Annotated in this window: 30 protein-coding genes; 17 read left to right on the top strand and 13 right to left on the bottom strand. The window is 66.7% G+C overall.

Annotated elements, in window-relative coordinates:
• Positions 1-140: 140 nt before the first annotated feature.
• Positions 141-452, bottom strand: a complete 312-nt coding sequence (locus tag ACK4S9_RS12645) for a BON domain-containing protein (protein WP_409726075.1) — start codon at positions 450-452, stop codon at positions 141-143.
• Between the two features lie 92 nt (positions 453-544).
• Positions 545-2,638: an AsmA family protein gene (locus ACK4S9_RS12640; protein WP_409726073.1), complete on the bottom strand. Its 2,094-nt coding sequence runs from the start codon at positions 2,636-2,638 to the stop codon at positions 545-547.
• Between the two features lie 192 nt (positions 2,639-2,830).
• Between ACK4S9_RS12640 and ACK4S9_RS12635 the strand changes: the two genes are divergently transcribed.
• The 6 genes from ACK4S9_RS12635 to ACK4S9_RS12610 all read left to right on the top strand — a co-directional run bounded on the left by ACK4S9_RS12635 (position 2,831) and on the right by ACK4S9_RS12610 (position 6,015).
• Entirely contained in the window at positions 2,831-3,241 is a 411-nt protein-coding gene (locus tag ACK4S9_RS12635; RefSeq protein WP_409726071.1) for a DUF4398 domain-containing protein, read from the top strand.
• Positions 3,242-3,313: 72 nt separating this feature from the next.
• Positions 3,314-4,234, top strand: coding sequence for an OmpA family protein (locus ACK4S9_RS12630; RefSeq protein WP_409726069.1), 921 nt, complete (start codon positions 3,314-3,316; stop codon positions 4,232-4,234).
• 35 nt (positions 4,235-4,269) lie between these two features.
• Positions 4,270-4,803, top strand: coding sequence for a bacterioferritin (locus ACK4S9_RS12625; protein ID WP_409726067.1), 534 nt, complete (start codon positions 4,270-4,272; stop codon positions 4,801-4,803).
• A 42-nt stretch (positions 4,804-4,845) separates the two neighbouring features.
• Complete coding sequence (locus ACK4S9_RS12620) at positions 4,846-5,199, top strand: YqjD family protein (protein ID WP_409726065.1); 354 nt, start codon at positions 4,846-4,848, stop codon at positions 5,197-5,199.
• An 18-nt stretch (positions 5,200-5,217) separates the two neighbouring features.
• On the top strand, positions 5,218-5,604 hold the full coding sequence (locus ACK4S9_RS12615; RefSeq protein ID WP_409726063.1) for a phage holin family protein: 387 nt from the start codon (positions 5,218-5,220) through the stop codon (positions 5,602-5,604).
• Between the two features lie 24 nt (positions 5,605-5,628).
• Entirely contained in the window at positions 5,629-6,015 is a 387-nt protein-coding gene (locus tag ACK4S9_RS12610) for a hypothetical protein (protein WP_409726061.1), read from the top strand.
• Between the two features lie 182 nt (positions 6,016-6,197).
• Here ACK4S9_RS12610 and ACK4S9_RS12605 read toward each other — a convergent pair whose 3' ends face one another.
• Complete coding sequence (locus ACK4S9_RS12605) at positions 6,198-6,572, bottom strand: hypothetical protein (RefSeq protein WP_409726059.1); 375 nt, start codon at positions 6,570-6,572, stop codon at positions 6,198-6,200.
• Positions 6,573-6,719: 147 nt separating this feature from the next.
• Positions 6,720-7,184: a glycine zipper 2TM domain-containing protein gene (locus tag ACK4S9_RS12600; protein WP_409726057.1), complete on the bottom strand. Its 465-nt coding sequence runs from the start codon at positions 7,182-7,184 to the stop codon at positions 6,720-6,722.
• Between the two features lie 216 nt (positions 7,185-7,400).
• Here ACK4S9_RS12600 and ACK4S9_RS12595 point away from each other — a divergent pair, with 216 nt between their 5' ends.
• From ACK4S9_RS12595 to ACK4S9_RS12585, 3 genes are all read left to right on the top strand, one after another.
• Positions 7,401-7,949: a hypothetical protein gene (locus ACK4S9_RS12595; RefSeq protein ID WP_409726055.1), complete on the top strand. Its 549-nt coding sequence runs from the start codon at positions 7,401-7,403 to the stop codon at positions 7,947-7,949.
• A 90-nt stretch (positions 7,950-8,039) separates the two neighbouring features.
• A complete protein-coding gene (locus tag ACK4S9_RS12590) occupies positions 8,040-8,354 on the top strand; it encodes a BON domain-containing protein (RefSeq protein WP_027866108.1) in 315 nt (104 codons plus the stop codon).
• 50 nt (positions 8,355-8,404) lie between these two features.
• Positions 8,405-9,670 (top strand): AI-2E family transporter, encoded by a 1,266-nt coding sequence (locus ACK4S9_RS12585; RefSeq protein ID WP_409726053.1) that lies wholly within the window; start codon positions 8,405-8,407, stop codon positions 9,668-9,670.
• Positions 9,671-9,814: 144 nt separating this feature from the next.
• Here ACK4S9_RS12585 and ACK4S9_RS12580 read toward each other — a convergent pair whose 3' ends face one another.
• Positions 9,815-10,765 carry a YihY/virulence factor BrkB family protein gene (locus tag ACK4S9_RS12580; protein WP_409726051.1) on the bottom strand — a complete coding sequence of 317 codons (951 nt, stop codon included), beginning with the start codon at positions 10,763-10,765 and terminating at the stop codon, positions 9,815-9,817.
• A 114-nt stretch (positions 10,766-10,879) separates the two neighbouring features.
• A complete protein-coding gene (locus ACK4S9_RS12575; RefSeq protein WP_409726049.1) occupies positions 10,880-11,911 on the bottom strand; it encodes an OmpA family protein in 1,032 nt (343 codons plus the stop codon).
• A gap of 409 nt (positions 11,912-12,320) precedes the next feature.
• On the opposite strand from ACK4S9_RS12575, the gene ACK4S9_RS12570 reads away from it, so the two are divergent.
• From ACK4S9_RS12570 to phbB, 5 genes are all read left to right on the top strand, one after another.
• Positions 12,321-12,935, top strand: coding sequence for a winged helix-turn-helix domain-containing protein (locus ACK4S9_RS12570; RefSeq protein ID WP_027866105.1), 615 nt, complete (start codon positions 12,321-12,323; stop codon positions 12,933-12,935).
• Between the two features lie 192 nt (positions 12,936-13,127).
• A complete protein-coding gene (locus tag ACK4S9_RS12565; RefSeq protein WP_409726047.1) occupies positions 13,128-13,889 on the top strand; it encodes a glutathione peroxidase in 762 nt (253 codons plus the stop codon).
• A 1-nt stretch (position 13,890) separates the two neighbouring features.
• A complete protein-coding gene (locus ACK4S9_RS12560; protein WP_409726045.1) occupies positions 13,891-14,778 on the top strand; it encodes a zinc-dependent peptidase in 888 nt (295 codons plus the stop codon).
• An 88-nt stretch (positions 14,779-14,866) separates the two neighbouring features.
• A complete protein-coding gene (locus tag ACK4S9_RS12555) occupies positions 14,867-15,424 on the top strand; it encodes a hypothetical protein (RefSeq protein WP_409726043.1) in 558 nt (185 codons plus the stop codon).
• A gap of 119 nt (positions 15,425-15,543) precedes the next feature.
• The gene (phbB, locus tag ACK4S9_RS12550; protein WP_409726041.1) at positions 15,544-16,290 is read left to right on the top strand and encodes an acetoacetyl-CoA reductase; all 747 of its coding nucleotides are present in this window, start codon (positions 15,544-15,546) and stop codon (positions 16,288-16,290) included.
• Between the two features lie 36 nt (positions 16,291-16,326).
• Here phbB and ACK4S9_RS12545 read toward each other — a convergent pair whose 3' ends face one another.
• The 7 genes from ACK4S9_RS12545 to ACK4S9_RS12515 all read right to left on the bottom strand — a co-directional run bounded on the left by ACK4S9_RS12545 (position 16,327) and on the right by ACK4S9_RS12515 (position 22,275).
• Positions 16,327-16,878: a hypothetical protein gene (locus tag ACK4S9_RS12545; protein ID WP_409726039.1), complete on the bottom strand. Its 552-nt coding sequence runs from the start codon at positions 16,876-16,878 to the stop codon at positions 16,327-16,329.
• Positions 16,879-16,890: 12 nt separating this feature from the next.
• Positions 16,891-17,760: a hypothetical protein gene (locus tag ACK4S9_RS12540; RefSeq protein WP_409726037.1), complete on the bottom strand. Its 870-nt coding sequence runs from the start codon at positions 17,758-17,760 to the stop codon at positions 16,891-16,893.
• Between the two features lie 115 nt (positions 17,761-17,875).
• The gene (locus ACK4S9_RS12535; RefSeq protein ID WP_409726035.1) at positions 17,876-18,241 is read right to left on the bottom strand and encodes a VOC family protein; all 366 of its coding nucleotides are present in this window, start codon (positions 18,239-18,241) and stop codon (positions 17,876-17,878) included.
• Between the two features lie 43 nt (positions 18,242-18,284).
• Positions 18,285-19,091, bottom strand: a complete 807-nt coding sequence (gene hyi, locus ACK4S9_RS12530) for a hydroxypyruvate isomerase (RefSeq protein ID WP_409726033.1) — start codon at positions 19,089-19,091, stop codon at positions 18,285-18,287.
• 88 nt (positions 19,092-19,179) lie between these two features.
• On the bottom strand, positions 19,180-19,659 hold the full coding sequence (locus ACK4S9_RS12525) for a MarR family winged helix-turn-helix transcriptional regulator (RefSeq protein WP_409726031.1): 480 nt from the start codon (positions 19,657-19,659) through the stop codon (positions 19,180-19,182).
• A gap of 173 nt (positions 19,660-19,832) precedes the next feature.
• Positions 19,833-21,233, bottom strand: a complete 1,401-nt coding sequence (locus ACK4S9_RS12520) for a DEAD/DEAH box helicase (RefSeq protein WP_409726029.1) — start codon at positions 21,231-21,233, stop codon at positions 19,833-19,835.
• Positions 21,234-21,495: 262 nt separating this feature from the next.
• Positions 21,496-22,275: an inositol monophosphatase family protein gene (locus ACK4S9_RS12515; RefSeq protein ID WP_409726081.1), complete on the bottom strand. Its 780-nt coding sequence runs from the start codon at positions 22,273-22,275 to the stop codon at positions 21,496-21,498.
• A gap of 175 nt (positions 22,276-22,450) precedes the next feature.
• Between ACK4S9_RS12515 and ACK4S9_RS12510 the strand changes: the two genes are divergently transcribed.
• The 3 genes from ACK4S9_RS12510 to ACK4S9_RS12500 all read left to right on the top strand — a co-directional run bounded on the left by ACK4S9_RS12510 (position 22,451) and on the right by ACK4S9_RS12500 (position 25,527).
• Positions 22,451-23,212, top strand: a complete 762-nt coding sequence (locus tag ACK4S9_RS12510) for an RNA methyltransferase (RefSeq protein WP_409726027.1) — start codon at positions 22,451-22,453, stop codon at positions 23,210-23,212.
• A gap of 177 nt (positions 23,213-23,389) precedes the next feature.
• Complete coding sequence (locus tag ACK4S9_RS12505; RefSeq protein ID WP_409726025.1) at positions 23,390-23,908, top strand: hypothetical protein; 519 nt, start codon at positions 23,390-23,392, stop codon at positions 23,906-23,908.
• The gene (locus ACK4S9_RS12500) at positions 23,905-25,527 is read left to right on the top strand and encodes a GMC family oxidoreductase N-terminal domain-containing protein (protein ID WP_409726023.1); all 1,623 of its coding nucleotides are present in this window, start codon (positions 23,905-23,907) and stop codon (positions 25,525-25,527) included. The genes ACK4S9_RS12505 and ACK4S9_RS12500 overlap by 4 nt, the downstream gene beginning before the upstream one ends.
• Positions 25,528-25,530: the final 3 nt, after the last annotated feature.

Below are 25,530 nucleotides of genomic sequence, written 5' to 3'. Positions count from 1 at the left end.
CGGGCGCCGGCGCCGATCGCGGTGTTCTTGTCTTGCTGCGACATGCCGGCGCAGCCGGTCAGGCCCAGCGCAGCGGTGGCCAGGGTTGCGGTCACGACGAGTTGTTTGATGGTTTTCATGTTGATCTCCTTTACGGTGGGTTATTTCAAGCGCAGCTCATTCCTGACAGACTTCACGCCTTTCACGGTCCGGGCAACCGACGCCGCGGCCGCCACACTGTCCGCCGAGCTGACGAATCCGCTCAGTCTGACAATGCCTTGCACGGTCTCGACGTCGATGTCGAAGATGCTCAAGCTCGGTTCACGCACGATGGCAGCCTTGACGCCGGCGGTGACGGTGGCATCGTCCACGTATTGCGCCACCGGTCCGCCGCCGCCAGACGTCGCACATCCTGCAAGCTGGCTAAGTGCCAGCATGACCGCCAGGGCGGTCGTGATACCGAATCGCTTCATGCGGCAGTGTTCGACGAGTCCATGTGATCAAGATACTGTTTTCCGTATGCACTGATCTGTTCGACAACTCACAGTGCCATGTAAAAAATGTATCAGCGGCGCTGCGTCTTGCCCGGCGGCGGGGCCTGCGGTTTCTCGCGCGACTCGGCCAGCAGGCGCGCGCAATCGCTGTCTTCGCCCGGCCCCGTATTGATCAGGGGGATCAGCGCCGCGATCGGCGCCGCGATGGTCGCAAGTGCGATGGCGCTGCCGGCCTTCATCGCCAGCACGCCCTTGTCCACCGAGACGTCCGGCTGGCTGAAGGTGCCGTGCACGTAGAAGGGCGAACGCAGCGAGATCAGGCGCAGGCCCTTGGTCTTCGGATCGATGCGCAGGTTCAGCTGTTCGTTGGCCAGGTTGATGCTGCCGTCGATGTTGACCAGCGCCTCGTTCGTGTCCACCACGAAGTAACGGGTACGGGCAAGGCCGTTCGTGACGGCGAAATCGGTCGCCATGCAGTTGAGCTGCACTTGCTTGTCGCCGAACAGCTTGGTCACGATGATGTTCGCCACGTTCAGGCCCATCATCTCCAGCAGCAGCTTGCTCACCTGGCCCTGGTTGATCAGGGTTTTCAGTTCGCCGTTCGAGCCGGCCAGCAGGCTGGCCACCGAATTGCCCTGGGCGGTCAGGTTGGCGTCGCCACTGATGCTGCCCACCGAGGCCTGCAGCTGCTCGATCTTCGGGAACAGCTTCTTGATCTCGATTCTCCGGGCCGTGACCTTGGCCTGGGCCTTGATCGCCTTCGGACCCTGGCGGCCGCGGCCGTCGAGGCGGATGTTGGAACGCACGGTGCCTCCCGCCATGGCGAACTCCAGCGGTTCGAGGTTCAGTACGGCGTTGTCCATCTTCAGGTGGGTCGACAGCTTGCTGATGGGGAAGGCCGTGTCGCGGACGATGCGGTCGGCGGCAAAGCGCACGTCGGCGTCGAGCTTGTTCCAGCGTTCGGTCTTGAACTCCTCGACCGGCAGCACCTTGCCGCCCGGTTGCACGACGTCGGCGTTGCGTTCCTTCTTGGCGGCGTTGGAGTCGGCGCCGATCAGCGGCGCCAGGTCGGCGAATACCAGGGTTTGCGAGCGGACATTGCCCGACAGCTTGGGCCGGGCCCCGCCGGTGGCATATTCAAGGCGGCCGCCGATGTCCGAGGATCCGACCTTGCCCTTGAAGCCGTCGTAGACCCAGCGCATGCTGCGCTTGCCGTTGCCGTTTTCCTCGCCCAGGGTGCCGGTCAGGCGGCCCGAGGTCGAGAACGGCCCGGTGGTGGGGAGGACCACGCCGGTGAAGTTGTACAGCTGGTCCATGCTGGGGCCGGCCAGCTCCAGCTTCAGGTCGATCGCCGCCAGTTTCGACGGACGCGTCACGGTCCCCTCGACCGCGATCCGGGTCTTGCCCGAGCGCATCTCGGCCTGGACCGGGTAGGGCGTGCTCTGCTGCTTGAGCGAAAGCACCGCGCCGGCCTTGCCGCCGCCCGTGACCGGCGCGCCGTTGTAGGTGCCGTCGAGGGTCCAGCCGACGCCGTAACGGGTGTCGTTCTCGAGCGTGCGCACTTTGGCCGTCACGTCGGCCTTCGTCACCGCGTCCTTGATGTGCACGATGCCATCGGTCAGCACGATGCGATCGAGGTCGAGTGTCCATTTGGACTTTTCTTCCTTGCGCTTGAAGGTCCAGTTGTTGCGCTGCTCGTCGAGGCGCAGCAGGTCCACGCGCGGACCGTCGAAGCGCAGCAGCGGGATGTTGATGGTCTTCGACAGCAGGGCGAAAGGATTGACCGAGAACGAGAACTGGCGTGCGCTGCCGGAGTCCTGCGCCGGCAGGCCGGCCGGGTTGCCGACGTGGGTGTCGTTGGCGATCAGGTGCGGCCACGGGATGTGGTCGCGCCAGGTGCGTTCAGCTGGCGCCATGGTCTTGGCGGGGCGTTCCCATTCCACGTCGAGGTCGCCGCGGATTTCAAATGGACGTTCGATGGCCTCGCTCACCTTGGCATTGATCCAGGGGCGGGCGCGGTTCCAGTCGAAGGTGAGGATGAACACGATGGCGATCACCGGGACGGCGACCAGGATGCCAAGTATGCTTAACAGTATTTTCTTGCTGCTCGTCGTGCGGCGCGCCGGGTGACGGTTCTGCGCCGCCTGTTTGTCGGTCTCGGCCATGGCGGACTTTCGGTGACAGGAAGGTTCAGACCAGCTTAGCGCAAACGCCTTGACAGCCAATGTGCGCTGCCTAACGCTCTACTATTGAGCGGATCGCTACCGGCCGGGCAATGTGCGCCAGCGAACCGAAAGCAAGAGATAACAGGTTTATAACGTTACTAAGGACATTTCCTCATTAAAAGGAGAACAACGATGGACCAAGAACATGCGATGCGCCGTCTCCTGATGCCGCTGGCCGCCTGCGCCGTCGCCGTGCTGGCCGGCTGCACCAGTCCGCAGAAGGCGCCCGCCACCGCCGACGTGGCGGTGTCGCGCAATGCCGTCGAGAACGCCGTGTCGGCCGGCGCCGCCGAACTGGCCCCGGCCGAGATCACCGCCGCGCGCGACAAGATGGTGCGCGCCAACGCGGCCCTGGCGGCCAAGGACTACAAGCTGGCGCGCGAACTGGCGATCCAGGCCCAGGCCGACGCCAAGCTGGCGCAGAGCAAGGCCAACTCGGCCAAGGCCACCGCGGCAGCCAACGCCCTCGATGCCGACCTGCGCGTGCTGCGCGAGGAAGTCGAGCGCGCCAATGCGCCGTCGGCCACGACCTCGACGCAGTAAGTCGATCGCAATAAGAAGAAGTTCCGTTCATTGACCGCCGCAGCCTGCGGCGCCCAGGAAAAAGGACAAGCCATGAAAACCCGTTCCACGATGTCGCTGCTGGCCGCCGCCGTGCTGGCCACGGCCTGCGCCACCGCCCCGATGACCACGCCGACGCTGGACCAGGCGCGCGCCGATTTCGTCTCCGCCAACAACAACCCGCAGGTCGCCCAGTATGCGCCGCTCGAGTTCAAGCAGGCCAGCGACGCGCTCGACCAGGCCAATGCGGCCGCCGCGCGCCGCGAGAGCCTGAACGACGTCGACCGCCTGGCCTACGTGGCCAAGCAGCGCGTCGCCACCGCGGTCGAGGTGGCCCGGGCCAAGGCGGCGGAAGCCGACATCGCCAACGCATCGCGCGAACGCGACCAGGTCCGCCTGGCGGCCCGCACGCTCGAGGCCGACCGCGCCAAGCGCGAAGCCGAGGCCGCCCAGGCCCAGGCCGCCCAGGCGCAGGCCCAGGCCCAGGCGGCCCAGCAGCAGGCCGCCGCCGCCCAGCAGCAGAACGCCGCCCTGGCCCAGCGTGCCGCGGTGCTGGAAGCGCTGTTGGTCGAATTGCAGGCCGTCAAGACCGAGCGCGGCTATGTCGTGACGATCGGCGACGTGCTGTTCGCCACCAACCAGGCGAACCTGACACCGAACGGCATGTCGACCTTGCGCAAACTGGCCGACGTCATGGCGCAGAACCCGAACCGTACCGTGCTGGTCGAAGGGTTTACGGATAGTACCGGCAGCTCCTCTTACAACCAGGAACTGTCGCAGCGCCGTGCCGAAGCCGTGGCCTCGGCGCTGGGCTCGCTGGGCGTGCCGCGCGACCGCATCGCCATGAAGGCATACGGCGAGGCCTTCCCGGTGGCCCCGAACGATACGGCGTCCAACCGCCAGCTCAACCGCCGTGTCGAAATCGTGCTGTCGAACGAGAACGCGCAGATCCCGCCGCGTACCGCGGGGCGCTGAGCAGGCGCATTGCATCAGGTTCATGAGGTAAGACTATGGAAGAAACGAAACACCTGGCACATGGCTTCGACGTCGCGGCGATCCGCCGCGCGGCGGCCAACCTCGACGACGGCGCCGTCACCGAGGGTTACCAGGCCGACCGCGAGGCGGTCATCGCGATGCTGAACGACGCGCTGGCCACCGAGCTGCTGTGCGTGCTGCGCTACAAGCGCCACTACTACACCGTGAGCGGCCCGAACACCGGCCACATCAAGGCCGAGTTCCTCGAGCACGCCCAGCAGGAGCAGGACCATGCCGACCGCATCGCCGAGCGCATCGTGCAACTGAACGGATCGCCCAACTTCAATCCGGCCACGCTGACCGCGCGCAGCCATGCCGAGTACGACGATTCCGACGACGTGCAGGCGATGATCCGCGCCGACCTGATCGCCGAGCGCGTGGCGATCGAATCCTATCGCCAGATGATCCAGGCGATCGGCGACAAGGACCCGACGACGACCAAGATGCTCACCGACATCATGGCCGTCGAAGAAGAGCATGCCGACGACATGCGCGACCTGCTGGCCTGAGCCGGCTTCACCCATCACCCATCGATAACAATGGAGCACATCATGTTAGACACCACCCGCAGCAACCTGAAATCCCACGCCCACGGTTACCAGTTCGACAGCAATGCCGCCGACGCATCGGCGGACATGAAGGCACTGGTGCGCGACGCTCAGTCGATGCTGAGCGCCGCCGCCGCCCTGACCGGCGACAAGGCCGAGGAGCTGCGCAGCCGCGGCATGGAGCTGCTCGACCGCGCACTGGGCCGCGCCAGCCACTACCAGGGCCAGGCGATGGAAAGGGGCAGGGAACTGGCCCACGAGGCCGATGTCTACGTGAAGGACAACCCATACCGTACGCTCGCGGTTGCCGCCGGTATCGGCGTGCTGCTCGGCGTTCTCCTGAGCCGTAAGCCGTAAGCGCAGCCGGGGACCGCCATGCAAAATGACGACACCGTCGTGCATACCCCCGGCCTCATGGGCGGGATCTCCAGCCTCATGAAAAGCCTGTTCGGCCTGGTGGTATCGCGCGTGGAACTGGCTGCGCTCGAGCTGTCCGAGGTGCGCAATCACCTGATCGAGCTCGTGGCCCTGTTCGGCGCGGCCATCCTGGCGATCTGGTTCGCCATCGCCTACGGCACCGCGACCATCGTCGCGCTGGCATGGGATGAGATGGGCTGGAAGATCCTGCTGATCCTGTTCGTCGTGTTCCTGGTCATCACGGGCGTCCTGGTGGCGAAGGGCCTGGCCTTGCTCAAGCAGGACAAGCTCTCCTTCCCGGCGACCATGAAGGAACTGAAGAACGACCGCGACATGCTGCTCTAAGCGGCGACACGAAGGAGGGGAAACATGCACAATCAAGATGGAACGACCGGACTGGCCGGCCACAAGCACAGCCTCGATCCGGCGGTGCGCAAGCAGGAACTGCTGCGCGAGGGCGAGTTCTTCCGCAGCAGCGTGGCGCATGCGCGGGCGCAGATTCGCCACGCGGCGCGTCCCGAGGTGATGCTGCACGGGGCAATCGACCACGCCACCTGGGCCCTGCGCGCACGCGCCGACGCCCTGCTGAAGCCGACCGGCACCAGCGTGTCGGTGCTGATGCCGTACGGGCTGGCGCTGTTCAATTTCATCCGCCAGCGCAAGCTGGGCAAGCCTGCCGGCGCCGCCGCCATCCTGCTGGGTGTGGCGGGCTGGTACATGAACAAGCGCCGCGTCCAGCAGCAAGGGCTGAGCTGACACGGTCAAGAAGAAAAACCGAAACGAATATGGTGGGGCTTGAGCGGCGTCGCAATCATTGATTGCACGCCGTTTTTTTTCGCTACTACCGATGAGTTGAAGTGGGGAGCGTGGAACGCGCAAGGCAAAGCGTGATCTGGTCCATTGGACCAAATCACGCTTAGAGCGTCAAGGACGCCGGCTCAGGGCGTTTGCCCCGTCCCCTCCACCCGCGCCGTGGCCTGCGCCATGTCGCGCTGGTAAGTCGCCTGCGCCTGCTGCATGCAGGCCTTGCGCTCGGCGGCCGGCGCCTGCTTGCAGGCGTTCTTCGCTTCCGCCAGCGCGGCGCCGATTTCCTTGCGCAGCGTGCGCAGCCGGGCATCGGGTGTCGCGTCTTCGCGGTACCAGCGCGCCGGGTCGCCCTGGGCGATCTCGCGCGCCTGTTTGCTGGCGGCGGCGGGCGCGACCAGGGCGTCGTTGCTGGCGGGGGCTTGGGAGGAGGTCTGGGCGTGGGCAAGCAGGGTGCTGCCGAGCAGGCAGGCGCAGGCCCCGCGCAGCACGGTCGATAGGGTTCGCATGGTGTTCTCCAGGTCGGAAGAGGCGCCGCGACGTGGCCTGCCGCAGCAGTTCAAACGCCGTGCCATGCCGTGGACGCCGGCATGCCCGGAAAGCGCCGGGAAGGCGGCAATCCGCCGCCCCCGCCGCTCGAGGATCGCCAGCGGCGATCAGTAGCGATAGACGCGGCCGTCGACGATGCGCACGCGGTTGCCCACGCGCAGGTCGTAGACGCTGTCCTGGTTCACGGCGCGGTACTCGCCGTTATCCATGCGCACGTTGATCTGGTACATCTCGGTGCCGCCGGCCTGGCGGTTGCGTTCGACGTTGTTGCCGATCGCCGCGCCCGCGACGCCGCCGGCGACCGTCGCCGCGGTACGGCCGCTGCCGCTGCCAACCTGGTTGCCGGCCAGCGCACCGACCACGCCGCCCAGGATCGCACCGGCGCCGCTCGTGCGGTTGTCGCCCTGGACCACCTGGATCGACTCGATCGTGCCATAGCCCATCGACACGTTGTTGTAGCCGCTGTTATAGCCGTTGTTCGACGCGTAAGGATTCGACGAGGTGCTGGCGCAGCCGGTAAGGAGGGCGGTGGAAGCCAGCACGGCAACAGCGAGGGTACGGGTTGCTTTCATGTTGTTCTCCTGATAAGTGTATGGTTCCAGCTTAGCCACTGCAGCGCAAGGGGTCTGTGCGTTGCCTAACCGTCCTTGCTCAGCGTATTTATCGAAAGATTTGAGCCATGTACAGATGAGTTGTTGCGGGAAAGTTGCTGTGTTCGGCAGCGAACAGAAAACGCGGCGGTGCACGTGTAAAACGTCATTAGCGTGTTGACAAATGGAGAATAAAAAATGAAAACATCCCATGCATTCCTGCTCATCGGCGCCGCGCTCGCCTGGGGCGGTGCGGTACGGGCGCAAGCCTTGCCGGACGCAAAAACGACGTATGAACATGCCAAGGCCACGGCCGAAGCGAACTACAAGGCCGCCCGCGCGCGCTGCGGCCAGATCGCCGGCAACCCGCACGAGCTGTGCATGGCCGAGGCCAAGGCGGCCCGCGTGCGTGTCGAGGAAGAAGCCGAGGCCGCCTACAAGAACACCCTGTCGGCCTATACCCAGGCCCGCATGCGCATCGCGTCGGCCAATTACGACCGCGACAGGGTGCGCTGCGCCGCCGTCACCGGCAACGACCGCGATGTCTGCCTGGAGCAGGCCAAGGCGACCCTGGTGGCCGCGCATGCCGATGCCAAGGCCGACCGCAAGGCCATCGAAGCGCGCCAGGATGCGCGCGAAGACAAGCTTGCCGCCGAATACCGTGTCGCGATCGAGAAGTGCGACGCCTACGCCGGCGCCGTCAAGGACCAGTGCGTCAATACTGCCAAGACCGCGTTCGGAAAATGATTTGCGGGCCGGCGTGCCGGTACCGCCCACTTGCCCGCATGGGCTTTGACTGTAGTTTGACCCACCGAAGTTTTTAATCAAGGAGCTATCATGAAAATCGCACAACGCCTCGTCACCGCCGCCTTCACCGCCGCCGTCGCCATCACCGCCGTGGGCTGCTCGTCGAACCCGACCTCGAAATCGGCCGGCGAGTACGTCGACGACGCCGTGATCACCACCAAGGTCAAGGCCGCCTTCGCCGCCGATCCGACCGTCAAGGCGACCGAAGTGAACGTGGAAACCTACAAGGGCGACGTCCAGCTGTCGGGCTTCGTGGCCGAGCCGCGCGACGCACAGCGCGCCGTGGAAATCGCGCGCGGCGTACAAGGTGTAACCTCCGTGAAGAACGACATCCGCGTGAAGTAATGTAGCCCCCAGCGCCGGGGCGGCCCGGCTCCATTGTCAAGGCACGATCCATGCAGCTCGCACCATCCGAACCTGTCAAACCAGCTGCCAGCGCACCTGACAATGCCGCCCCGGCGGCGCCATCCGCCGCTTCCCCGGAGGCCGGACCCGGCGCCGAGCCCGGCCCTGCAGGCGACGAGCTCACGATGCACGTGGGCGGCCTGCGGCTGCCGACCCACGTCAATGCCCGCGGGCTCTCGCTGGGCATCCTCGCCACCATCGCCACCCTGTTCGCCCTCCAGTGGGCGCAGAAATTCTTCGTGCCGCTGCTGCTCGGCATCTTCATCGCCTATACCCTGAACCCGGTCGTGCGCTGGCTCGAGCGCTGGCACGTCAAGCGCGTCATCGGCGCCACCCTGGTCACCGCCCTCATCATGGGGGCGCTGGGCGGCACCCTGTACCGGCTGCAGGGCGAGTTCTTCAACATCATCGACGAGCTCCCGGCCCTGACGACCAAGGTCACCAGGATCCTGACCAACAACACCGGTCAGCGCTCGACCATCCAGCAGGTACAAGCGGCGGCCGCCGAGATCGAGCGCGCCGCCTCCAACGCGACCGGCGGCGAGGAGCGTCGCGCGATCCAGAAACGCACCCAGTCGGTGCCGCCGGCACCCGCGGCCGGCGGCGGCATCCGCGTGATGGACTGGGTGCTGGCCGGCTCGATCGGCCTGGCCACCTTTCTTTCTCAGGCGACCATGGTGGTGTTCCTGGTGTTTTTCCTGCTGCTCGCGGGCGACACCTTCAAGCGCAAGCTGGTCAAGCTCACCGGGCCCTCGCTGACGCGCAAGAAAGTCACGGTCCACATTCTGGACGACATGAACAATGCCATCCAGATGTACATGTTCATGCTGCTGGTGACGAACGTCCTGCTGGCCTTGCTGACCTGGGCGGCGCTGCGCGCGATCGGGCTCGAGAATGCCGGCGCCTGGGCCGCCTTCGCCGGCGTCGCCCACGTGATACCGTATTTCGGACCGCTCCTGATCACCATCGCGACCGGCGCCGTGGCCTTCTTCCAGTTCGAATCGCTGCGCATGGTGATCCTGGTGGCCGGCTCCTCGCTCGGCATCGCGACCCTGGTCGGTATGGTCGTGACGACCTGGATGACCGGCAAGATCGCCAAGATGAACCCGGCGGCCGTGTTCGTGAGCCTGCTGTTCTGGGGCTGGCTGTGGGGGATGTGGGGCTTGCTGCTCGGCGTGCCGGTGGTGGTGGTGCTGAAGGTCGTGGCCGAGCGGGTCGAGGGGATGGAAGCGCTGGCCGAGTTGCTGGGTGAGTAATGTGGTCCAGTGGGCCACATTACGCTCGGGCGCCTCGCCGCCCGGCTAGGACCACACTGCGCCCACCAGCTGCGCAGACCAACAGCGCGGACCACACCACGCCGACCAACAGCGCCGCCCAACAGCGCAGCCCAACAGCGCAGATCACCCGGCGCGGCCGTTCTTCCAGGTCGCGGTCGGTTCCGGCGGTTCTTCCTTTTTCTTGTCGCCGGTCTCGTGCGCCGGCTTGTGCTTCAGGCTGCCCATCTTGAGCGCATACTGGCGTGCGAACTCGGCGCCCAGGAAGAAGATCTGCGCCGAGTAATACACCCAGAGCAGCAGGGCGATCAGCGAGCCGGCCGCGCCGAAGCTGTCGGTGGTGCCGCTGTTGCCGATGTAGAGGCCGATGCCGAACTTGCCGAGCGTGAACATTGCAGCCGTGCCCAGCGCCCCGATGGTGACGTCGTGCCAGGACAGCTTCACGCGCGGCAGCAGCTTGTAGATCACGCCGAACAGGGTGGCGATGACCAGGAAGCTGACGGCCCAGGCGACCCAGCCCATGACTACGGCGGCTTCCTTCCACATCCCGCCGATATATTCTTCGACGACGGCCAGCGCCGCGCTGACGACCAGCGAGACCATCAGCAGGAAGCCCAGCACCAGGATCAGGCCGAAGGAGAGCAGGCGGGTGCGCACCAGGTTCCAGAAGCCGGACTCCTTCGGCGGGGGCACATCCCAGATCTCGTCCAGGCTGTCCTTCAGCTCGGAAAAGACGGTGGTCGCGCCGACCAGCAGCAGCACGGTGGCGACGATGGTTGCGAAGCGCCCGCTTTCCTTGTTCTGCGCCCCGGCCAGGATGGCCTGGATCGTCTCGGCTCCTTGCGGCCCCACCAGGCTGCGCAGCTGGTCCAGGAGCTGGCCCTGGGCGGCTTCGGTGCCGTAGAAGAAGCCGGCGACGGCGATCACCAGCACCAGCACCGGCGCCAGCGAGAACAGGGTATAGAAGGCAAGCGCCGCGCCCTTGCTCGAGGCGCGATGATCGAGCCATTCCATTACCGAGCAGCGCATCACGTGGACCAGTTCACGCGAATACGGCAGCCATTTTTTGATAGCCATGACTCCTCCAATTGAAAAGGGGGCCGCAGCCCCCTCGAATCGAACGGTGGCGCTCATGCCGGGCCGTCCTGCCGTGCGGGACGGAAGGCGCGGCCGGGCAGGCGCTGCCGCCTGTTACTGAACGCGCTTCTCGACGGTGATCTGCTCGACCTCGACGCGGCGGTTCGGCTCCAGGCAATCGATCAGCTCCTTGCGCTTGCGCTGGTTGCACTGGACCAGCGGGTTGGCTTCGCCCTTGCCGTAGGCCTTCAGGCGGTTGCCGTCCACGCCCTTGCTGATCAGGTAGTCGCGCACGGTGTTGGCGCGGCGCTCGGACAGCTTCAGGTTGTACTTTTCCGAACCCAGGCGGTCGGTGTAGCCGGTGATGTCGACGTCGGTGACGCTCGGGTCGGCCTGCAGGGCGGCGGCGATTTCATCCAGCTTCGGCGACGGCATGATCAGGTCGGACTTGTCGAACTCGAACAGCTTGGTGGCTTCCAGGGTGACCTTCTCGAAGCGCGGCGGCGGCGGAGCGACCGGGGCCGGGGCCGGTGCCGGTGCAGGGGCTTCCACCACCGGGGCCGGTGCGGGCGCCGGTGCCGGCGGTGCCGGCGGCGGGTTGAAGGCGTAGTTCAGGCCGATGGTCATGTACTTGTTGTTGATGCGGCGCGGGCCGAACTGCTCGTGGTCGCGCAGGAAGCCGCGCACGGCGCGCACGTCGAATTGCAGCGACCATTGCGGGGTCAGCGATGCCTGGAAGCCGAGGCCTGCGGTCAGGTAAGGCGAATTCTTGGAGACGTTGCGCAGCGGATTTTCCACCTTGTCGCGTTCGATGCCCAGGCCGAGCAGCACGAACGGACGGAGTTCCTTGCGCGAGAACATCAGCAGGGCGTCGGCGCCCAGCAGGGTCTGGCGGTAACGCGCCGGGCCGTCCTCGAAACGCACGTGGCTGCCGCCGAACTGGATGTCCCACATTTCGTTCACGGCCTTACCGAACTTCAACCCGCCGCCCCAGTCGCGATCCGCCACACCCATGCGACCGTCCGGCTTGGCCAGGATGACGCTCGGCTGGATGTACCACGACGGGTTGATGACTTCTTGGGCCATGGAGCTGCCGGCTGCGCACAGGAGGGCGGCGGCCAGGGCGATCTTCTTCGTATTATTCACAGGTGACTCCCATAAGGTGAAGGGGTTATTGACATCGCATGCCTTGACACAGATGTTGGATAAAGATTAACAGTGCAAGTTCCGCAATCTCGGTGCGGTACCGCACCCAGCGACGATGCTCTGTGCAATTTTACAACAGTGGTAAAAACGCAACGGCAGTCGGACGTGCGCACCATTCTGGTGCATGAATGTGTACGAAGGAAACAAGCACGGCCTGCCTATTCCGGCAAGCGGGCTTATCAAAAATGCTTGCAGGAATGGTTCTGAATGTTGGATGGCGCACAGACCGGGATGTCTGACGCAGGCAATCTTGAGCCCAGTTAAGCGGAACCGAGGTGTTGTCAGGGTGTCGAAAGACACACAGCGACCCGGACCACACAGTCTCACTCTCTAAACGGAGCTCACCAATATGCATGCAACGACCCATCATAACGCGGTGCAAGGCGACATCGGCGCGGTGCACACTTCCAGCAACTCTGCGCTGATCGAACGCGTTCCCCCGCAACCGACCGAGCGCGCGCCGATCTCGCTGGCGCCCATCGAACGCGTCCGTTCGACCTCGGCGACCCAGCGCCGGATCGAAAACATGCAGAAACTGATCAACGAACTGTCGACCCACGAAATGCTGGCCGACGAAATCGCATGGTTCCTGAAATTCTCGCCGTCCGGCGCGCGCAAGTACATCCGCGACCTGCGCGAAGCCGGCGTCATCGAGCTGGCGCGCTATATCGAAGGCACCGCCACCTACCTGGGCAAGGCCGTGTACCAGATCTGCCCGGACCAGGAACGCGTCAAGGCCTTCCTCGCCGCGATCTGCCAGCCGAAGCGCGAAGGCGCCGCCCCGCGCAAGGAGCGCCCGGGCCTGCGCGAGCAGAACATGGCCGGCAGCGGCCGCCACTTCCACATCCTGGCGGACGACACCCACTACGCGATCCGCGTGAACCGCAGCCCGGTCACCCGCGATCCGCTGGTGGCAGCCCTGTTCGGCCCGGCCCCGAGCCAGACCGCCAAGGAGCGCGCTTAAGGAGCGCCCCCGGCGCGCCGCGGTGGAGACCCGCGGCGGCGGCCGGTCCAGACGATCGCTGTCGTCATTCGAGCCGCGCACCGCGCGGCTTTTTCTTTTTCAACAATTTTTCATGCCGCTACGTTGAAATCCGGTCAACGAGCCCTACCTCCCTTCCAACGCGGCCGAGCCGCCAACAGGAAAGGAAGACCGATGCCGAGCACTTTACCGACCGCGGAGTCCCTGCAGGGCAGGCCGGTCCCGCGCGTGAGCTTCAAGGCGCGCTCCGACGACCAATGGCGGGACATCAGCACCGACGAGCTATTCAAGGGCAAGACCGTGGTCGTGTTCGCGCTGCCCGGCGCCTTCACCCCCACTTGTTCCTCGACCCACCTGCCGCGCTACAACGAGCTGGCGCCGACGCTGCGCGCGAACGGCGTCGACGACATCGTCTGCATCGCCGTCAACGATGCGTTCGTGATGAACCAGTGGAAGACGGGGCAGGATGCCGGGAACATCACCCTCATCCCGGACGGCAACGGCGACTTCACCGAGGGCATGGGCATGCTGGTCGACAAGCGCGACCTGGGCTTCGGCAAGCGCTCCTGGCGCTACGCGATGCTGGTCAAGGACGGCATAATCGACAAAATCTTCATCGAGCCACAGCGCGACGGCGACCCGTTCGAGGTTTCGGACGCCGATACGATGCTGAGCTATATCAACCCGAATGCGAAGATTCCCGAGCCGGTGGTGATGTTCTCGCGTCCCGGCTGCCCGCATTGTGCGCGCGCCAAGGCGGCATTGGAGGACAATGGCATCGTGTTCACCGATATCTCGGAAGACCAGAAAATCACGACCAGCGTGCTGCGCGGCCTGACCGGGCGCCTGAGCTGGCCGCAGGTCTTCGTGGGCGGCAAGTTGATCGGCGGCGCCGACGAGGTGCTGGCCTGGGTCGCATCCTCACGGGAAGCCTGACATGGAAGGCATCATCGCCGGCCTCATCGGGGCCGGACTGCTGGCGGCCTGGCTGCTGCCTCGGCTGCGCCTGCGCCGCGCGCTGGCGCGTCCGCTGGCGCCGGACCTGGTGGCCATCATCGAGCGCAACCTGGCCCAGTATGCCGGCATGGACGAGGGGCAGCAGGGGCGCCTGCGGCGCCTGGTCCAGCAATTCCTGCACGAGAAATCCTTCGTCGGCTGCGCCGGCCTCGAGCTGACGGACGAGATGCGCGTGACCATCGCGGCCCAGGCCTGCATGCTGGTGCTGGGACGCACCGGCGAGGCCAGCCCGGCCACCCTCTACCCGTCGCTGCATGCGGTGCTGGTCTATCCGGGCGCCTTCCTGGTGCCGCGCCGCGAGGTCGACGCCGCCGGCGTCGTCACCGAGCAGCGCCAGGACCTGCTGGGCGAGTCCTGGGGCGACGGCCGCGTGATCCTGTCCTGGGACCACGTGCGCCGTGCCGGGGCGGACGAGCCCGAAAGTCACAATGTGGTCCTGCACGAGTTCGCCCACCAGCTCGACAGCGAATCGGGCGATACCAATGGCGCGCCCTACCTGGGCAGCACCGAGCGCTACCGAAGCTGGTCCGAAGTCCTGTCGCGCAATTTTGCGGCCTTGCGGCGCGATGCGATGTGGGGACAGCGCGGCGTGCTCGACCATTATGGCGCCAGCAACCCGGCCGAGTTCTTCGCGGTGGCCACCGAAAGCTTCTTCGAGCAGCCCTGGGAACTGTCCGCGCGCCACCCGGACCTGTACGAGGAATTCCTGAAATACTTCCGTGTCGATCCGCGCGACTGGGTGGCGCAGCCGCAGCCGGTGGTCGAAGAAGCCTTCGAACCTGGCATCGTCTATGGACAATGGCGCTAGGCGGGCCTGGCCTGCGTGCGCGTCCGTACAGAGCAAGACAGGCGCCCCGAGGCATAGTCGAGCTACCAAGGATCCAGGAGATACTGTCATGTCCACCATTATTGCAGGGCGTTTCCAGCTTCAGGACGAGGTCGACCGCGCGCGGCGCGCGCTGGCCGACGCAGGTTTCGACGACAGCCGCATCAGCGGGTTTTACCTGAGCCAGCCCGGCCAGCACGACCAGACCCCGATCGGCGGGGACCATTTGCAATCGCCCGGCGCCAAGGAGACGCCGGAAGGGGTGGTGCAGGGTGTCGCCACCGGCGGCGCGGTCGGCGCCGTGGTCGGCGCCGCCACCACCCCGGTCACCGGGCCGCTCGGCGTGGTCGTCGGCGGCCTGGTCGGCGGTCACGTCGGCTCGCTGTTCAGCTTCTCTAAAATGAAGGAGCGCGGCGAATCGGAAGAGGGCAGCAGCGAGAACCGGGTGCCGCCGCGCGAAGCGGGCATGCTGGTGGCGGTCGCCTTCGATGACGCCGGCCTGACCGATCGCGCGGTCGACGTGCTGCGCCAGCTCGGCGCCCACCACATCGAGCGCGCCGAGGGCGATATCGTCGACGGCGACTGGGCCGATTTCGACCCCGCCAGCCGTCCCGAGCTCATTGCCTGACTTGATCCTGGTCAATAAGCTGCGGGAGTCGCTTCCCTACACTCGGTAGATCGCATCCGGAGGACAGGCACGTCAAACCTGCCTCGAGGATGCCCTATACCAAGTCCAGGGGATCCTTCATGAGCAAACGCGTCGCCCTCGTCACCGGGGGCATGGGCGGACTCGGCACTGCCTTGTGCCGCCGCCTGCATCTCGACGGTTTCACCGTCGCCGCCACCTTTTCGCCGTCGAACCACTACGGTCACGAATGGCTGGCCAGCCACCGCCGCGACGGCATGGAATTCATCGCGCTCGAGGCCGACGTGGCCGACTTCGAAGGCGCGGGCCGCGCCGTCCAGCGGCTGCTCGCGCATACCGGCCGCATCGACGTGCTGGTCAACAATGCCGGCGTGGCGCGTGACCGCGACATGCGCAGGATGGGCCTGGACGACTGGCATGCGGTCATGGGCGTCAACCTCGACGGCGCCTTCAACATGGCGCGCCATACGATCGACACCATGGTCGCGCAGCGCTGGGGGCGCATCGTCAACATCGGCGCCGTCAACGCACAGGAGCAGGGCCTGCTGAACGGGGCCAACTACGCCGCCGCCAAGGCCGGCCTGCATGGACTGACCAAGGCGCTGGCGCTGGAATCGGCGCGCCACGGCGTCACGGTCAACACGGTGTCGCCGGGCTATCTCGACACCCGCATGACGCACGACGTGCCGCCGCAGGTGCTGCATGAGCGCATCCTGCCGCAGATCCCGGTCGGACGGCTGGGCCAGCCCGCCGAAGTGGCGGCGATGGTGTCCTGGCTGGTGTCGGAGGCGGCGGGCTTCGTCACGGGCGCCAACCTGGCCATCAATGGCGGGCAGCACATGTGCTGACGGCGGCCGCGAAGGCGGCGCGCCGTCCTGCCGTCTTCAGGCCGTCTTGGCAGCGGGCTTGGGCTTGAGCGCACCCAGCGCCTTGCCGTGCTTCTCGATCTTGTCGACGGCGGCCAGGATCAGCGCCGGCTGCCCGCTGGCGGCGGCGCCGGCCAGGCCCAGCAGGCCGCCGACCAGGCCCGTCACTTCGCCGATCACGCCGATCTTGCGGATCTTCTCGGCGGCATCGGCGGTGAGTTTGACCAGGTGGGCCTGCTGCTTGCCCAGGCCCTTGACGACCAGGGCGGCGGCGTCGGCATACAGGCCATTGGCGCGCTGGCGCAGCAGGACTTCGTCGTCGAACAGGGCGCGGGCGCTGGCCTGCACCTTCTCGGGCACGGGTTTGCCGCCGTAGCTGCGGATCTCCTTCATCACGCGCTCGTGCAGCTGGTCGGCGCAGGCCGACAGGTGGTCGGCCAGCTCGACGATCTTCTCGGTGCTGGACAGGGCCGCGCCAGCCGCGGCGCCGGGCGCCTGTTCAACGGCGGCGGCGGCGGCAGCGGCGTCGGCCGGGGATGCGCCGCGGGAACGGGTCGGGGTGGTAGCCATCGTGTGCTCCTGTCAGTCGCCGGACAGCCCGTCGCGGATGGTGCGCAGGTCGCGTCCGTAGTTGGCCAGCAGGCGCCGGATTTCCGCCTCCGACAGCTTGCCGAGGTTCTCGCGCATTTTCTGGTGGCCCAGCGCCACCTTGGTCAGGCCCTGCAGGGCCAGCTCGTAGCGGCGGTCGACCAGCTTGTATTCGGTGGCCTTGTTGAGGTAATGCACCTTGGCGAGGGTCACCAGCATGCGGTCCGAATTGCGCGTCGAAAACGGAATCTCGACGTCGAAGATGCCGAGGATCGTTTTCTTCTCATTCTCGTTGGTCTTGTAGTAGAGGCGGGTGAGCGAGATCATGGCGTCCAGCAGGGTCTGCACGTCGGCGTCGCCGTCGCGCACCATGGTTTCCACGCTGCGGTTCTGGTAGCCGGAAGCGATCACCCGCGTCAGGAGCCGGGTCAGGCCGGTATAGGCGGTGATGTGGCGCTGCTGCAGTCCGGATTCCGCATTCGCCTTGAGACCGTTGCCGAGATCGTCGATGCGGTCGGACAGGTCGTAGCGCGCATCGCCGGCAAGCAGGCTCAGGGTCTGCATGTAGAGCACCAGGGTCTTCTGGATGGCGACGAAGTCCTCGAACACCGCCTTGCGCTTGGCATCGTTTTCGCGCGCCAGCTTGTCGGCGGCGGGGGACAGGTAGGGTTGTTCGCGCTCGTAGGTATCGCGGTAGCGGCGCGCCAGTTCGGCATAGCCGCCCAGCCGCGCCGAGGCATCGGCGAATTCGCGCACTTCCTGCAGGCTGACCGGACCGCCGGTGGTGGTCCCGCAGCCGCCCAGCAGCAGGCCGCACACGAGCGGGAGGATGACGAGCAGGCGGATCGAGAGATGTCGCAACATGGGGATCCTTTCTGGCCTGGGGGAGCGGCCCGAAAGTCCCCATTGTTTCAAACTCCGCGCGGCGCGGTCTTGCTTGTGGTCAAGTGCCTGAGCTTACACAAGCTGGCGCGAGCGCTTATTCGACCTTGGCGCGGTCGAAATGCGGATTCTGGATCACGCCGAACAGGTTGCCGTAGGGATCGCGCACGGTCGCGACACGGATGCCGCCGCCGACGTCTTCCACCGGCGAGTCGACCGCGGCGCCCAGGGCGGACAGGCGCGCCACTTCGGCCTCGATGTCCTGGGTGCCCCAATAGGCGGTGGCGCCGGCGCTGCCGGGCTGGCCGTCGGGGATCAGGCCCAGTTCGAAGCCGCCCACCTCGAAGCCGACGTAGAAGACCTCGTTGAAATAGGGGCCCTTGCCGAGCACTCCCTCGTACCAGGCGGCCGCTTCGGCCAAGTTGGTGACTGGGTAAATTACAGTGCGCAATCCCTGGATCATCGTGGCTCCTCCGCCGGGTAAAGCCTCGATGCTGCCTGAAGCTTTACACGCTGTCCAGCCAGCGTGCATAACGCTGGCCTTCCTCGTGCAGCCAGCCGAGCGAGGCCGCCGTCTCGCCCTGCGGCAGGTATTCGCAGCCGACCCAGCCCTCGTAGCCGAGTTCGTCGAGCAGGCGGAACAGGAAGGGGAAGTTGATCTCGCCGGTACCGGGCTGGTGGCGGCCGGGCACGTCGGCCAGCTGGATGTGCCTGATCAGGGCAAGATGGCGGCGGATCGTTTCCGCCAGCTCGCCCTCCATCCGCTGCATGTGGTAGATGTCGTATTGCAGGCCCAGGTTGGGGGCGCCGACTTCTTCGATGACCGCCACCGCCTGGCGCGTGCCGGTCAGGAAGTAGCCGGGCATGTCGCGGTCGTTGATCGGCTCGATCAGGAGGTCGATGCCGTGTTCCCGGCAGCGCGCCGCCGCGTGGCGCAGGTTGGCGACATAGGTGGCATGGGCACGCTCCCGGCTGAGCTTCGGCGGCAGCGTGCCGGCCAGGCAGTGCAGGCGACGCACGCCCAGGTCGAGCGCGTAGTCGAGGGCCAGGCCGACGCCGTCCTCGAACTGCGCGCGGCGGCGCGGATCGCAGGCCATGCCGCGCTCGCCCGCGGCCCAGTCGCCGGCCGGAAGGTTGAACAGCGCCAGTTCGAGCCCGTAGCGCCGCAGGCGCGCGCCGATCTGCTCGGCGTCGAAGGCATACGGGAACAGGAACTCGACCGCATCGAAGCCGGCGGCGCGCGCGCTGGCGAAGCGCTCCAGGAAAGGCAGTTCGTTGAACAGCAGGCTCAGGTTGGCGGCGAATCGCGGCATGCGGGGCTCGGTTGGTCGATCGTCCCGCTATCCTAGCCGATCCCGGTCCGGCAGCGCGGCCCGTGCCTGCGCGCCGCCCCTTGGTCGCTTATTGCGCGCCGGCCTGGGCGCCGCCCAGTTGGGCCAGCAGCGCCGAGGTCGACTCGATCTGCGCGCGCGACGGCGCCCCGAGCAGCATGCGGCTGACGTTGTGCACCACCACGCCGGCATTGAGCACCAGTTCGCTGCCCGTGGGCGTGATGATGGCGTAGCCGACGCGGGCGTCGCGCGGATCGCTCTGGCGGCCGACCAGGCCGATCTTTTCCAGCGGCAGCAGCGAGCGGGTGACACCGGAGGCCGTCAGGCCCAGCTTCTCGGCCAGGTCGACCCGGCGCAGCCGGCCACCGGGCGCGCGCTGCAGGCTCAGCAGCAACTGGTAGTCGGCAAAGCTGATGCCGTGCAGGCTGCCGAGCGAACTGTCGAGGCGTCGCGACAGCGCCGCCCAGGCACGCGCCATGCGCAGGCAGAACTCGCTGGTGGGACTGTCGAGGGGAGCAGCGGTATCGGGGGCGTGGTTCGCGTCGGTCATGGCAGGGTCCAATTGTTGAGAAAAACTTGATTGTTCAAATATATACCCGGCCCAGACACTTTGCAAGTACTTGAGTGATCAAATACTTCGGTCGAGCGAAAAAAAGCCGGCGTCGATGCATTCGACGCCGGCTTTCCGCAGGACGGGGAGGGCAGCGCGGGCTGCCCCTGCCATCAGCGCTCGCGGCGCGGTGCGGAACCGGTGCGCGGGCCGCGGCTGGCCGAGCTGCCGTTGCGGTTGCCGCCATTCGCGCCGGCAGGACGGTTGCCTGCCGGACGGCCGCCATTGCCGCCGCCGTTGCCGGCGCTGGCACTGCGCGGCTGGCCCTGGGCGCCGCGGTTGCCGCCCGGACGACCGCCGCCGCGGTTGGCGTGGCCCGGCGCGCCGCTGCGCAGCTGGATCGGCTGTGCCTTTGCCGTCGGGTCCGGTTCGAAGCCCGGGATCACGTGGCGGGGCAGGGTCTGCTTGATCAGCTTCTCGATGTCCTTGAGCATCTGGTGCTCGTCCACGCACACCAGCGAGACCGCCTCGCCGGTGGCGCCGGCACGGCCGGTACGGCCGATCCGGTGCACATAGTCTTCCGGCACGTTCGGCAGGTCGTAGTTCACCACGTGCGGCAACTGGTCGATGTCGATGCCGCGCGCCGCGATGTCGGTCGCCACCAGCACCTGCAGGCTGCCGTCCTTGAACTCGGCCAGCGCCTTGGTGCGCGCCGACTGGCTCTTGTTGCCGTGGATGGCCATCGCGCCGATGCCGTCGCGGCCCAGCTGTTCCACCAGCTTGTTGGCGCCGTGCTTGGTGCGGGTGAACACCAGCACCTGGTGCCAGTTGTTCTCCTTGATCAGGTGCGACAGCATCGGGTGCTTCTTGTCGCGGTCGACCGGGTGGATCTTTTGCGCGATCACTTCCACGGTCGAGTTGCGGCGCGCCACTTCGATCGACTGCGGGTTGTTCAGCAGCTTGTCGGCCAGGGCCTTGATGTCGTCCGAGAAGGTGGCCGAGAACAGCAGGTTCTGGCGCTTCGGCGGCAGCAGCGCCAGCACTTTCTTGATGTCGTGGATGAAGCCCATGTCGAGCATGCGGTCGGCTTCGTCCAGGATCAGGATCTCGATCTTGGACAGGTCGACGGTGCCCTGGCCCGCGTGGTCGAGCAGGCGGCCCGGGGTCGCGACCAGCACGTCGACGCCCTGCTTGAGCAGCTTGATCTGCGGGTTGATGCCGACGCCGCCGAAGATCACGGCCGAATTCAGGTTGGTGTACTTGCCGTAGAGGCGCACGCTTTCCTCGACCTGGGCCGCGAGTTCGCGGGTCGGGGTCAGCACCAGGGCGCGGATGGCGCGCGGGGCGGTCTTGCTTTTCAGTGCGCTGCCGACCGCATCGGTCGACAGGCGTTGCAGGATCGGCAGGGTGAAGCCGGCGGTCTTGCCGGTACCGGTCTGGGCGCCGGCCAGCAGGTCGCCGCCGTTCAGGACGGCGGGGATCGCCTGGGCCTGGATCGGGGTCGGATTGGTATAGCCTTGTTCAGTCACCGCGCGAACGATCGCATCGGACAAACCGAGAGTAGAAAATGACATAGATTCTTTATAAAAAGAGGGCCTGCGCAACACAGCGCCGGTCCAGGCAAATCGGATTAGTCATTGCAGGCGGGACGCAGTACAAACCGCGGGAACGCCGGACGCTGCCGCGCGTGGTAGACGCGCGCTGGCAGCCGGGATTATAGAGGACTTGTTTCTCTATGGAAAGTTTCTGACCGGGACTTTCCGTCCGGTGAAGCGGGTGCATTGTCTGCACCCGGAACCACAAGGCGTATTCTACGCGAAATCCCTGAAGCCGGCCTTAGGCGAACGCCGCCATCAGCGGCACCATGGCGCCGAACACCTTCGGGCCGGCGGCGATGATGTCGCCCTTGTGCAGATAATCCGACTCGCCGTTGAATTCGCCGACGATGCCGCCCGCTTCGGTGACCAGGAGGGCGCCCGCGGCGATGTCCCACACTTTCAGGCCCTTCTCGAAATAGCCGTCGATGCGGCCGGCGGCCACGTTGGCCAGTTCCAGCGCGGCCGAGCCGCCGCTGCGCACGCCGTGGCAGCGCGAGGCGACAGTTTCGTACATGCGCAGGTATTCGGCCAGCGCGCGCGGGTCCGGGCCATGGCCGGAGGCCAGCAGGGCCTTGCCGATGCGGTCCTTGCTGCTGACGCGGATGCGCTTGTCGTTCAGGTAGGCGCCGGCGCCCTTGGTGGCGGTGAACAGGTCGTTGCGCACCGGGTCGTACACCAGGGCGTTGGTGATCACGCCTTTCTGTTGCAGGGCGATCGAGATGCAGAAGTTGGGGTAGCCGTGCAGGAAGTTGGTGGTGCCGTCGATCGGGTCGATGATCCACACGTTTTCGCTCTCGTCATTCAGGTTCTTCGACGCGCCGCTTTCCTCCGCCAGGATGGCGTGGTCCGGGTAGGCCTTCAGCAGCGTTTCCACGATCGCCTGTTCCGACGCCTGGTCGATGTCGGTGACGAAATCGTTGTGATTTTTTTCAGAAATGGTGATGCGATCGAGGTCGAAGGACGCGCGGTTGATGACGGTGGCGGCGCGGCGGGCGGCCTTGACGGCCGTGTTGAGCATTGGGTGCATGGGCTTTCCGTGGAAAAAACGCGAACGCCCACCGCGCCTGGATGCGCCGTGAACGGTCAGCTGAATAGGGAATGACAAAGAGCAAAGCGGTGCCGAACCCGTTACAATCCACGACTTTCCAGCCCCGGATCACAACAGCCCGCACCGCGCGTTGGCGCTATTTTAAATGAACCCGACCGAAATCAACACATCTCTCTTCAAAAGGCTCCGATTCGTGCTGGTCGAGACCAGCCGCGCGGGCAATGTCGGCTCGGTGGCGCGCGCCATGAAGACAATGGGATTCGGCGAACTGGTGCTGGTGTCGCCGCGCTGCGACGATCCGCTGAACGATGCCGAGGCGGTGGCCTTCGCCAGCGGCGCCGGCGACGTGCTGGCGGGTGCCCGCATCGTCGGCAGCATCGGCGAAGCTTTGGACGGCTGCAATTTCGCCGCCGCCGTGTCGGCGCGCCTGCGCGAATTCTCGCCGCCGGTGTGGACGCCGCGCGCCTTCGCGGCCCACGCGGCGGGGCAGGGCGAGTTGCGGCCCGCACTGGTTCTGGGCAACGAGCGGGTCGGCCTGCCGAACGAGATCGTCCAGCAGTGCAACGTCCTGATCAACATCCCCTCGAACCCCGATTACTCCTCGCTCAACCTGTCGCAGGCGGCGCAGGTGCTGGCCTACGAGTGCCGGCTCGCCGCCACCGGCGACAGCGTCGAGGAACGTGGCGTGGGCTTCCATGGCGACGCGGCCAGCGTGGCGCAGATCGACGGCATGTATGCCCACCTGGAAGAGGCGCTGGTGGCGATCGGCTTCCTCAATGCGAACAACCCGAAGAAGCTGATGCCGCGCCTGAAGCGCCTGTTCGCGCGGACCGGGCTCGAGACCGAAGAGGTCAACATCCTGCGCGGTATCGCGCGCGCCATCATCGACCGGACGCCGAAGACCTAGGCGTGCAAAGAATATTTGCCTGTAGAGCTCGCTGGGCAAATATTCTTTGCAATCAAGCCGCCGTCAGGCCGTACTTCAGGCGAGAAACGCGTCCGGCCTAGACTTTCTCCTCTAGTTTTCCGGTTTTCCCTTTGGCGTACACTAGCCAAAAAACAAGAGGCATTCTTGGGCAGATACATGGGGACACCACGACGGACTTTCCTGAAAGCCGGCGGCCTGGCCGCGCTGGCGCTCGCGGGCGGCGGCGCGCTGTACCGGGCCACGCATAGCGGCCAGCCGCATCGCTTCGCGCTCGACGGCGAGGCGCGCGCCGCCCTGCATGCGATGCTGCCGGCGCTCCTGGCCGGCGCGCTGCCGCAGGGCGCCGGCCGCGAGGCTGCGCTCGCCACCACCACCGAAGGCGTCCACCAGGCCATCCTCGGCCTGCCCCCGGGCACCCAGAAGGAAGTGCAGGACCTGTTCGGCCTGCTCGCGCTGGCCCCCGCGCGCCGCCTGCTGACCGGGATTGCCGGCGGCTGGGAAGGGGCGCGCAGCGAGGAGGTGGAGGCCTTCCTGCAGGACTGGCGCCTGCACCGCCTCGGCCTGCTGCGCAGCGCCTACCACGCCCTGCACGACCTGGTGCTCGGCGCCTGGTATGCGCAGCCGGCCAGCTGGGCTGCCATCGGCTATCCCGGCCCGATGAAGGAGCTGGCATGAACACGCCGATCGTCCCGGACCCGATCGCGGCCGGCATCGCCAGAGGCTGGAAGATCATCGACGCCGCGGCGCTGGTCGAGGACCGCACGCTGGAAGCGGACGTGGTCATCGTCGGCAGCGGCGCCGGCGGCGGCGTCACCGCCGAGATCCTGGCGCGCTCCGGCTTGTCGGTCATCGTGGTGGAAGAGGGCGCGCTGAAATCCTCGCGCGACTTCAAGATGCGCGAAGCCGAGGCCTATCCAGCGCTGTACCAGGAGTCGGCCGCGCGCAAGACGCTTGACAAGGGCATCAACATCCTGCAGGGCCGCACCGTGGGCGGTTCCACGGTCGTCAACTGGACCTCGAGCTTCCGCACCCCGCCCGCCACCCTCGACTGGTGGCGCCGCCACTATGCGCTGACCGATAGCACGCCGGACGCGCTGGCGCCCTGGTTCGCGATGATGGAGGCGCGCCTGCACATCGCCGACTGGCCGGGCGCGCCCAACGAGAACAACGCCATCTTGCGCCGCGGCGCCGACAGGCTCGGCATCGCAACCGGCCTGATCCGCCGCAACGTCAACGGCTGCTGGAACCTGGGCTACTGCGGCATGGGCTGCCCGACCAATGCCAAGCAGTCGATGCTGGTGACGACCATCCCGGCCGCGCTGGAGCAGGGCGCGCTGCTCGTCACGCGGGCCCGCGCGCAGCAGTTCGTCATCGAGGGCGAGCGGATCGGGGAGCTGTTGTGCCAGGCCCTCGATGCGCCCGGCATCCTGCCCACCGGCCGGGTGCTGCGCCTGCGCGCGCGCCACTACGTGGCGGCGGGCGGCGCGATCAATTCGCCCGCGCTGCTGCTGCGCTCGAAGGCGCCCGACCCCAGCGGCCAGCTGGGCCGGCGCACCTTCCTGCACCCGACCGTCATCTCGGCCGCGTTCTTCCCGCAGCGCGTCGAGGCCTGGGCCGGCGCGCCGCAGACCGTGTACTCCGACCATTACCTGGCCGGCCGGATGGACGGCCCGATCGGCTACAAGCTGGAAGCCCCGCCGCTGCATCCCGTGCTGCTGGCCACCACGATGAACGGCTTCGGCGCATCCCACGCCGCCATGATGCGCGACTTTCCCCACTTGCACGGCATGCTGGCCCTGCTGCGCGACGGCTTCCACGACGGGGCGCCGGGCGGCAGCGTGCGCCTGCGCGCCGACGGCGGCCCGGAACTCGACTATCCATTGACCAGCTACCTGTGGGACGGCGCGCGCCGCGCGCTCCTGAGCATGGCCGAGATCCAGTTCGCCGCCGGCGCCGGCAGCGTGCAGCCGGCCCACGAGATGGCGCGCCGCTATGGCTCCTGGCGCGAGGCGAAGGCCGCCATCACGGCCCTGCCGCAGGCATTGCAGCGCACGCGCGTGGCCTCGGCCCACGTGATGGGCGGCTGCGCGATGTCGGGCGACGAGCGCCTGGGCGTGACCACGCCGGAGGGCCGCTACCGCGGCCTGTCCAACCTGTCGGTGCACGACGGCTCGCTGTTCCCGACTTCGCTCGGCGCCAATCCGCAGCTGACGATCTACGGCCTGGCCGCCAAGCTGGCCAGCAGCCTGGCGGCCTCGCTCACCGGCAGGCCGGCGGCCCGGCTGGACGCATGAGGG

Origin of the sequence: Massilia sp., from assembly GCF_046293535.1 — a bacterium.
In the GTDB taxonomy this organism is placed as follows: Bacteria; Pseudomonadota; Gammaproteobacteria; order Burkholderiales; family Burkholderiaceae_D; genus Telluria.
This window is presented reverse-complemented; position numbering and strand designations above follow the sequence as displayed.

What these genes read in the sequence shown, in the direction of transcription:
- ACK4S9_RS12590 (WP_027866108.1), top strand. Translation starts at nt 8,040, where the DNA reads ATGAAAATCGCACAACGCCTCGTCACCGCCGCCTTCACCGCCGCCGTC.
- ACK4S9_RS12615 (WP_409726063.1), top strand. Translation starts at nt 5,218, where the DNA reads ATGCAAAATGACGACACCGTCGTGCATACCCCCGGCCTCATGGGCGGG.
- ACK4S9_RS12610 (WP_409726061.1), top strand. Translation starts at nt 5,629, where the DNA reads ATGCACAATCAAGATGGAACGACCGGACTGGCCGGCCACAAGCACAGC.
- ACK4S9_RS12535 (WP_409726035.1), bottom strand. Translation starts at nt 18,241, where the DNA reads ATGATCCAGGGATTGCGCACTGTAATTTACCCAGTCACCAACTTGGCC.
- ACK4S9_RS12515 (WP_409726081.1), bottom strand. Translation starts at nt 22,275, where the DNA reads ATGCTCAACACGGCCGTCAAGGCCGCCCGCCGCGCCGCCACCGTCATC.
- ACK4S9_RS12565 (WP_409726047.1), top strand. Translation starts at nt 13,128, where the DNA reads ATGCCGAGCACTTTACCGACCGCGGAGTCCCTGCAGGGCAGGCCGGTC.
- ACK4S9_RS12580 (WP_409726051.1), bottom strand. Translation starts at nt 10,765, where the DNA reads ATGGCTATCAAAAAATGGCTGCCGTATTCGCGTGAACTGGTCCACGTG.
- phbB (WP_409726041.1), top strand. Translation starts at nt 15,544, where the DNA reads ATGAGCAAACGCGTCGCCCTCGTCACCGGGGGCATGGGCGGACTCGGC.
- ACK4S9_RS12585 (WP_409726053.1), top strand. Translation starts at nt 8,405, where the DNA reads ATGCAGCTCGCACCATCCGAACCTGTCAAACCAGCTGCCAGCGCACCT.
- ACK4S9_RS12500 (WP_409726023.1), top strand. Translation starts at nt 23,905, where the DNA reads ATGAACACGCCGATCGTCCCGGACCCGATCGCGGCCGGCATCGCCAGA.
- ACK4S9_RS12595 (WP_409726055.1), top strand. Translation starts at nt 7,401, where the DNA reads ATGAAAACATCCCATGCATTCCTGCTCATCGGCGCCGCGCTCGCCTGG.
- ACK4S9_RS12525 (WP_409726031.1), bottom strand. Translation starts at nt 19,659, where the DNA reads ATGACCGACGCGAACCACGCCCCCGATACCGCTGCTCCCCTCGACAGT.
- ACK4S9_RS12555 (WP_409726043.1), top strand. Translation starts at nt 14,867, where the DNA reads ATGTCCACCATTATTGCAGGGCGTTTCCAGCTTCAGGACGAGGTCGAC.
- ACK4S9_RS12635 (WP_409726071.1), top strand. Translation starts at nt 2,831, where the DNA reads ATGGACCAAGAACATGCGATGCGCCGTCTCCTGATGCCGCTGGCCGCC.
- ACK4S9_RS12560 (WP_409726045.1), top strand. Translation starts at nt 13,891, where the DNA reads ATGGAAGGCATCATCGCCGGCCTCATCGGGGCCGGACTGCTGGCGGCC.
- ACK4S9_RS12645 (WP_409726075.1), bottom strand. Translation starts at nt 452, where the DNA reads ATGAAGCGATTCGGTATCACGACCGCCCTGGCGGTCATGCTGGCACTT.
- ACK4S9_RS12505 (WP_409726025.1), top strand. Translation starts at nt 23,390, where the DNA reads ATGGGGACACCACGACGGACTTTCCTGAAAGCCGGCGGCCTGGCCGCG.
- ACK4S9_RS12630 (WP_409726069.1), top strand. Translation starts at nt 3,314, where the DNA reads ATGAAAACCCGTTCCACGATGTCGCTGCTGGCCGCCGCCGTGCTGGCC.
- ACK4S9_RS12620 (WP_409726065.1), top strand. Translation starts at nt 4,846, where the DNA reads ATGTTAGACACCACCCGCAGCAACCTGAAATCCCACGCCCACGGTTAC.
- ACK4S9_RS12510 (WP_409726027.1), top strand. Translation starts at nt 22,451, where the DNA reads ATGAACCCGACCGAAATCAACACATCTCTCTTCAAAAGGCTCCGATTC.
- ACK4S9_RS12520 (WP_409726029.1), bottom strand. Translation starts at nt 21,233, where the DNA reads ATGTCATTTTCTACTCTCGGTTTGTCCGATGCGATCGTTCGCGCGGTG.
- ACK4S9_RS12625 (WP_409726067.1), top strand. Translation starts at nt 4,270, where the DNA reads ATGGAAGAAACGAAACACCTGGCACATGGCTTCGACGTCGCGGCGATC.
- ACK4S9_RS12600 (WP_409726057.1), bottom strand. Translation starts at nt 7,184, where the DNA reads ATGAAAGCAACCCGTACCCTCGCTGTTGCCGTGCTGGCTTCCACCGCC.
- ACK4S9_RS12545 (WP_409726039.1), bottom strand. Translation starts at nt 16,878, where the DNA reads ATGGCTACCACCCCGACCCGTTCCCGCGGCGCATCCCCGGCCGACGCC.
- ACK4S9_RS12540 (WP_409726037.1), bottom strand. Translation starts at nt 17,760, where the DNA reads ATGTTGCGACATCTCTCGATCCGCCTGCTCGTCATCCTCCCGCTCGTG.
- ACK4S9_RS12640 (WP_409726073.1), bottom strand. Translation starts at nt 2,638, where the DNA reads ATGGCCGAGACCGACAAACAGGCGGCGCAGAACCGTCACCCGGCGCGC.
- ACK4S9_RS12605 (WP_409726059.1), bottom strand. Translation starts at nt 6,572, where the DNA reads ATGCGAACCCTATCGACCGTGCTGCGCGGGGCCTGCGCCTGCCTGCTC.
- ACK4S9_RS12570 (WP_027866105.1), top strand. Translation starts at nt 12,321, where the DNA reads ATGCATGCAACGACCCATCATAACGCGGTGCAAGGCGACATCGGCGCG.
- hyi (WP_409726033.1), bottom strand. Translation starts at nt 19,091, where the DNA reads ATGCCGCGATTCGCCGCCAACCTGAGCCTGCTGTTCAACGAACTGCCT.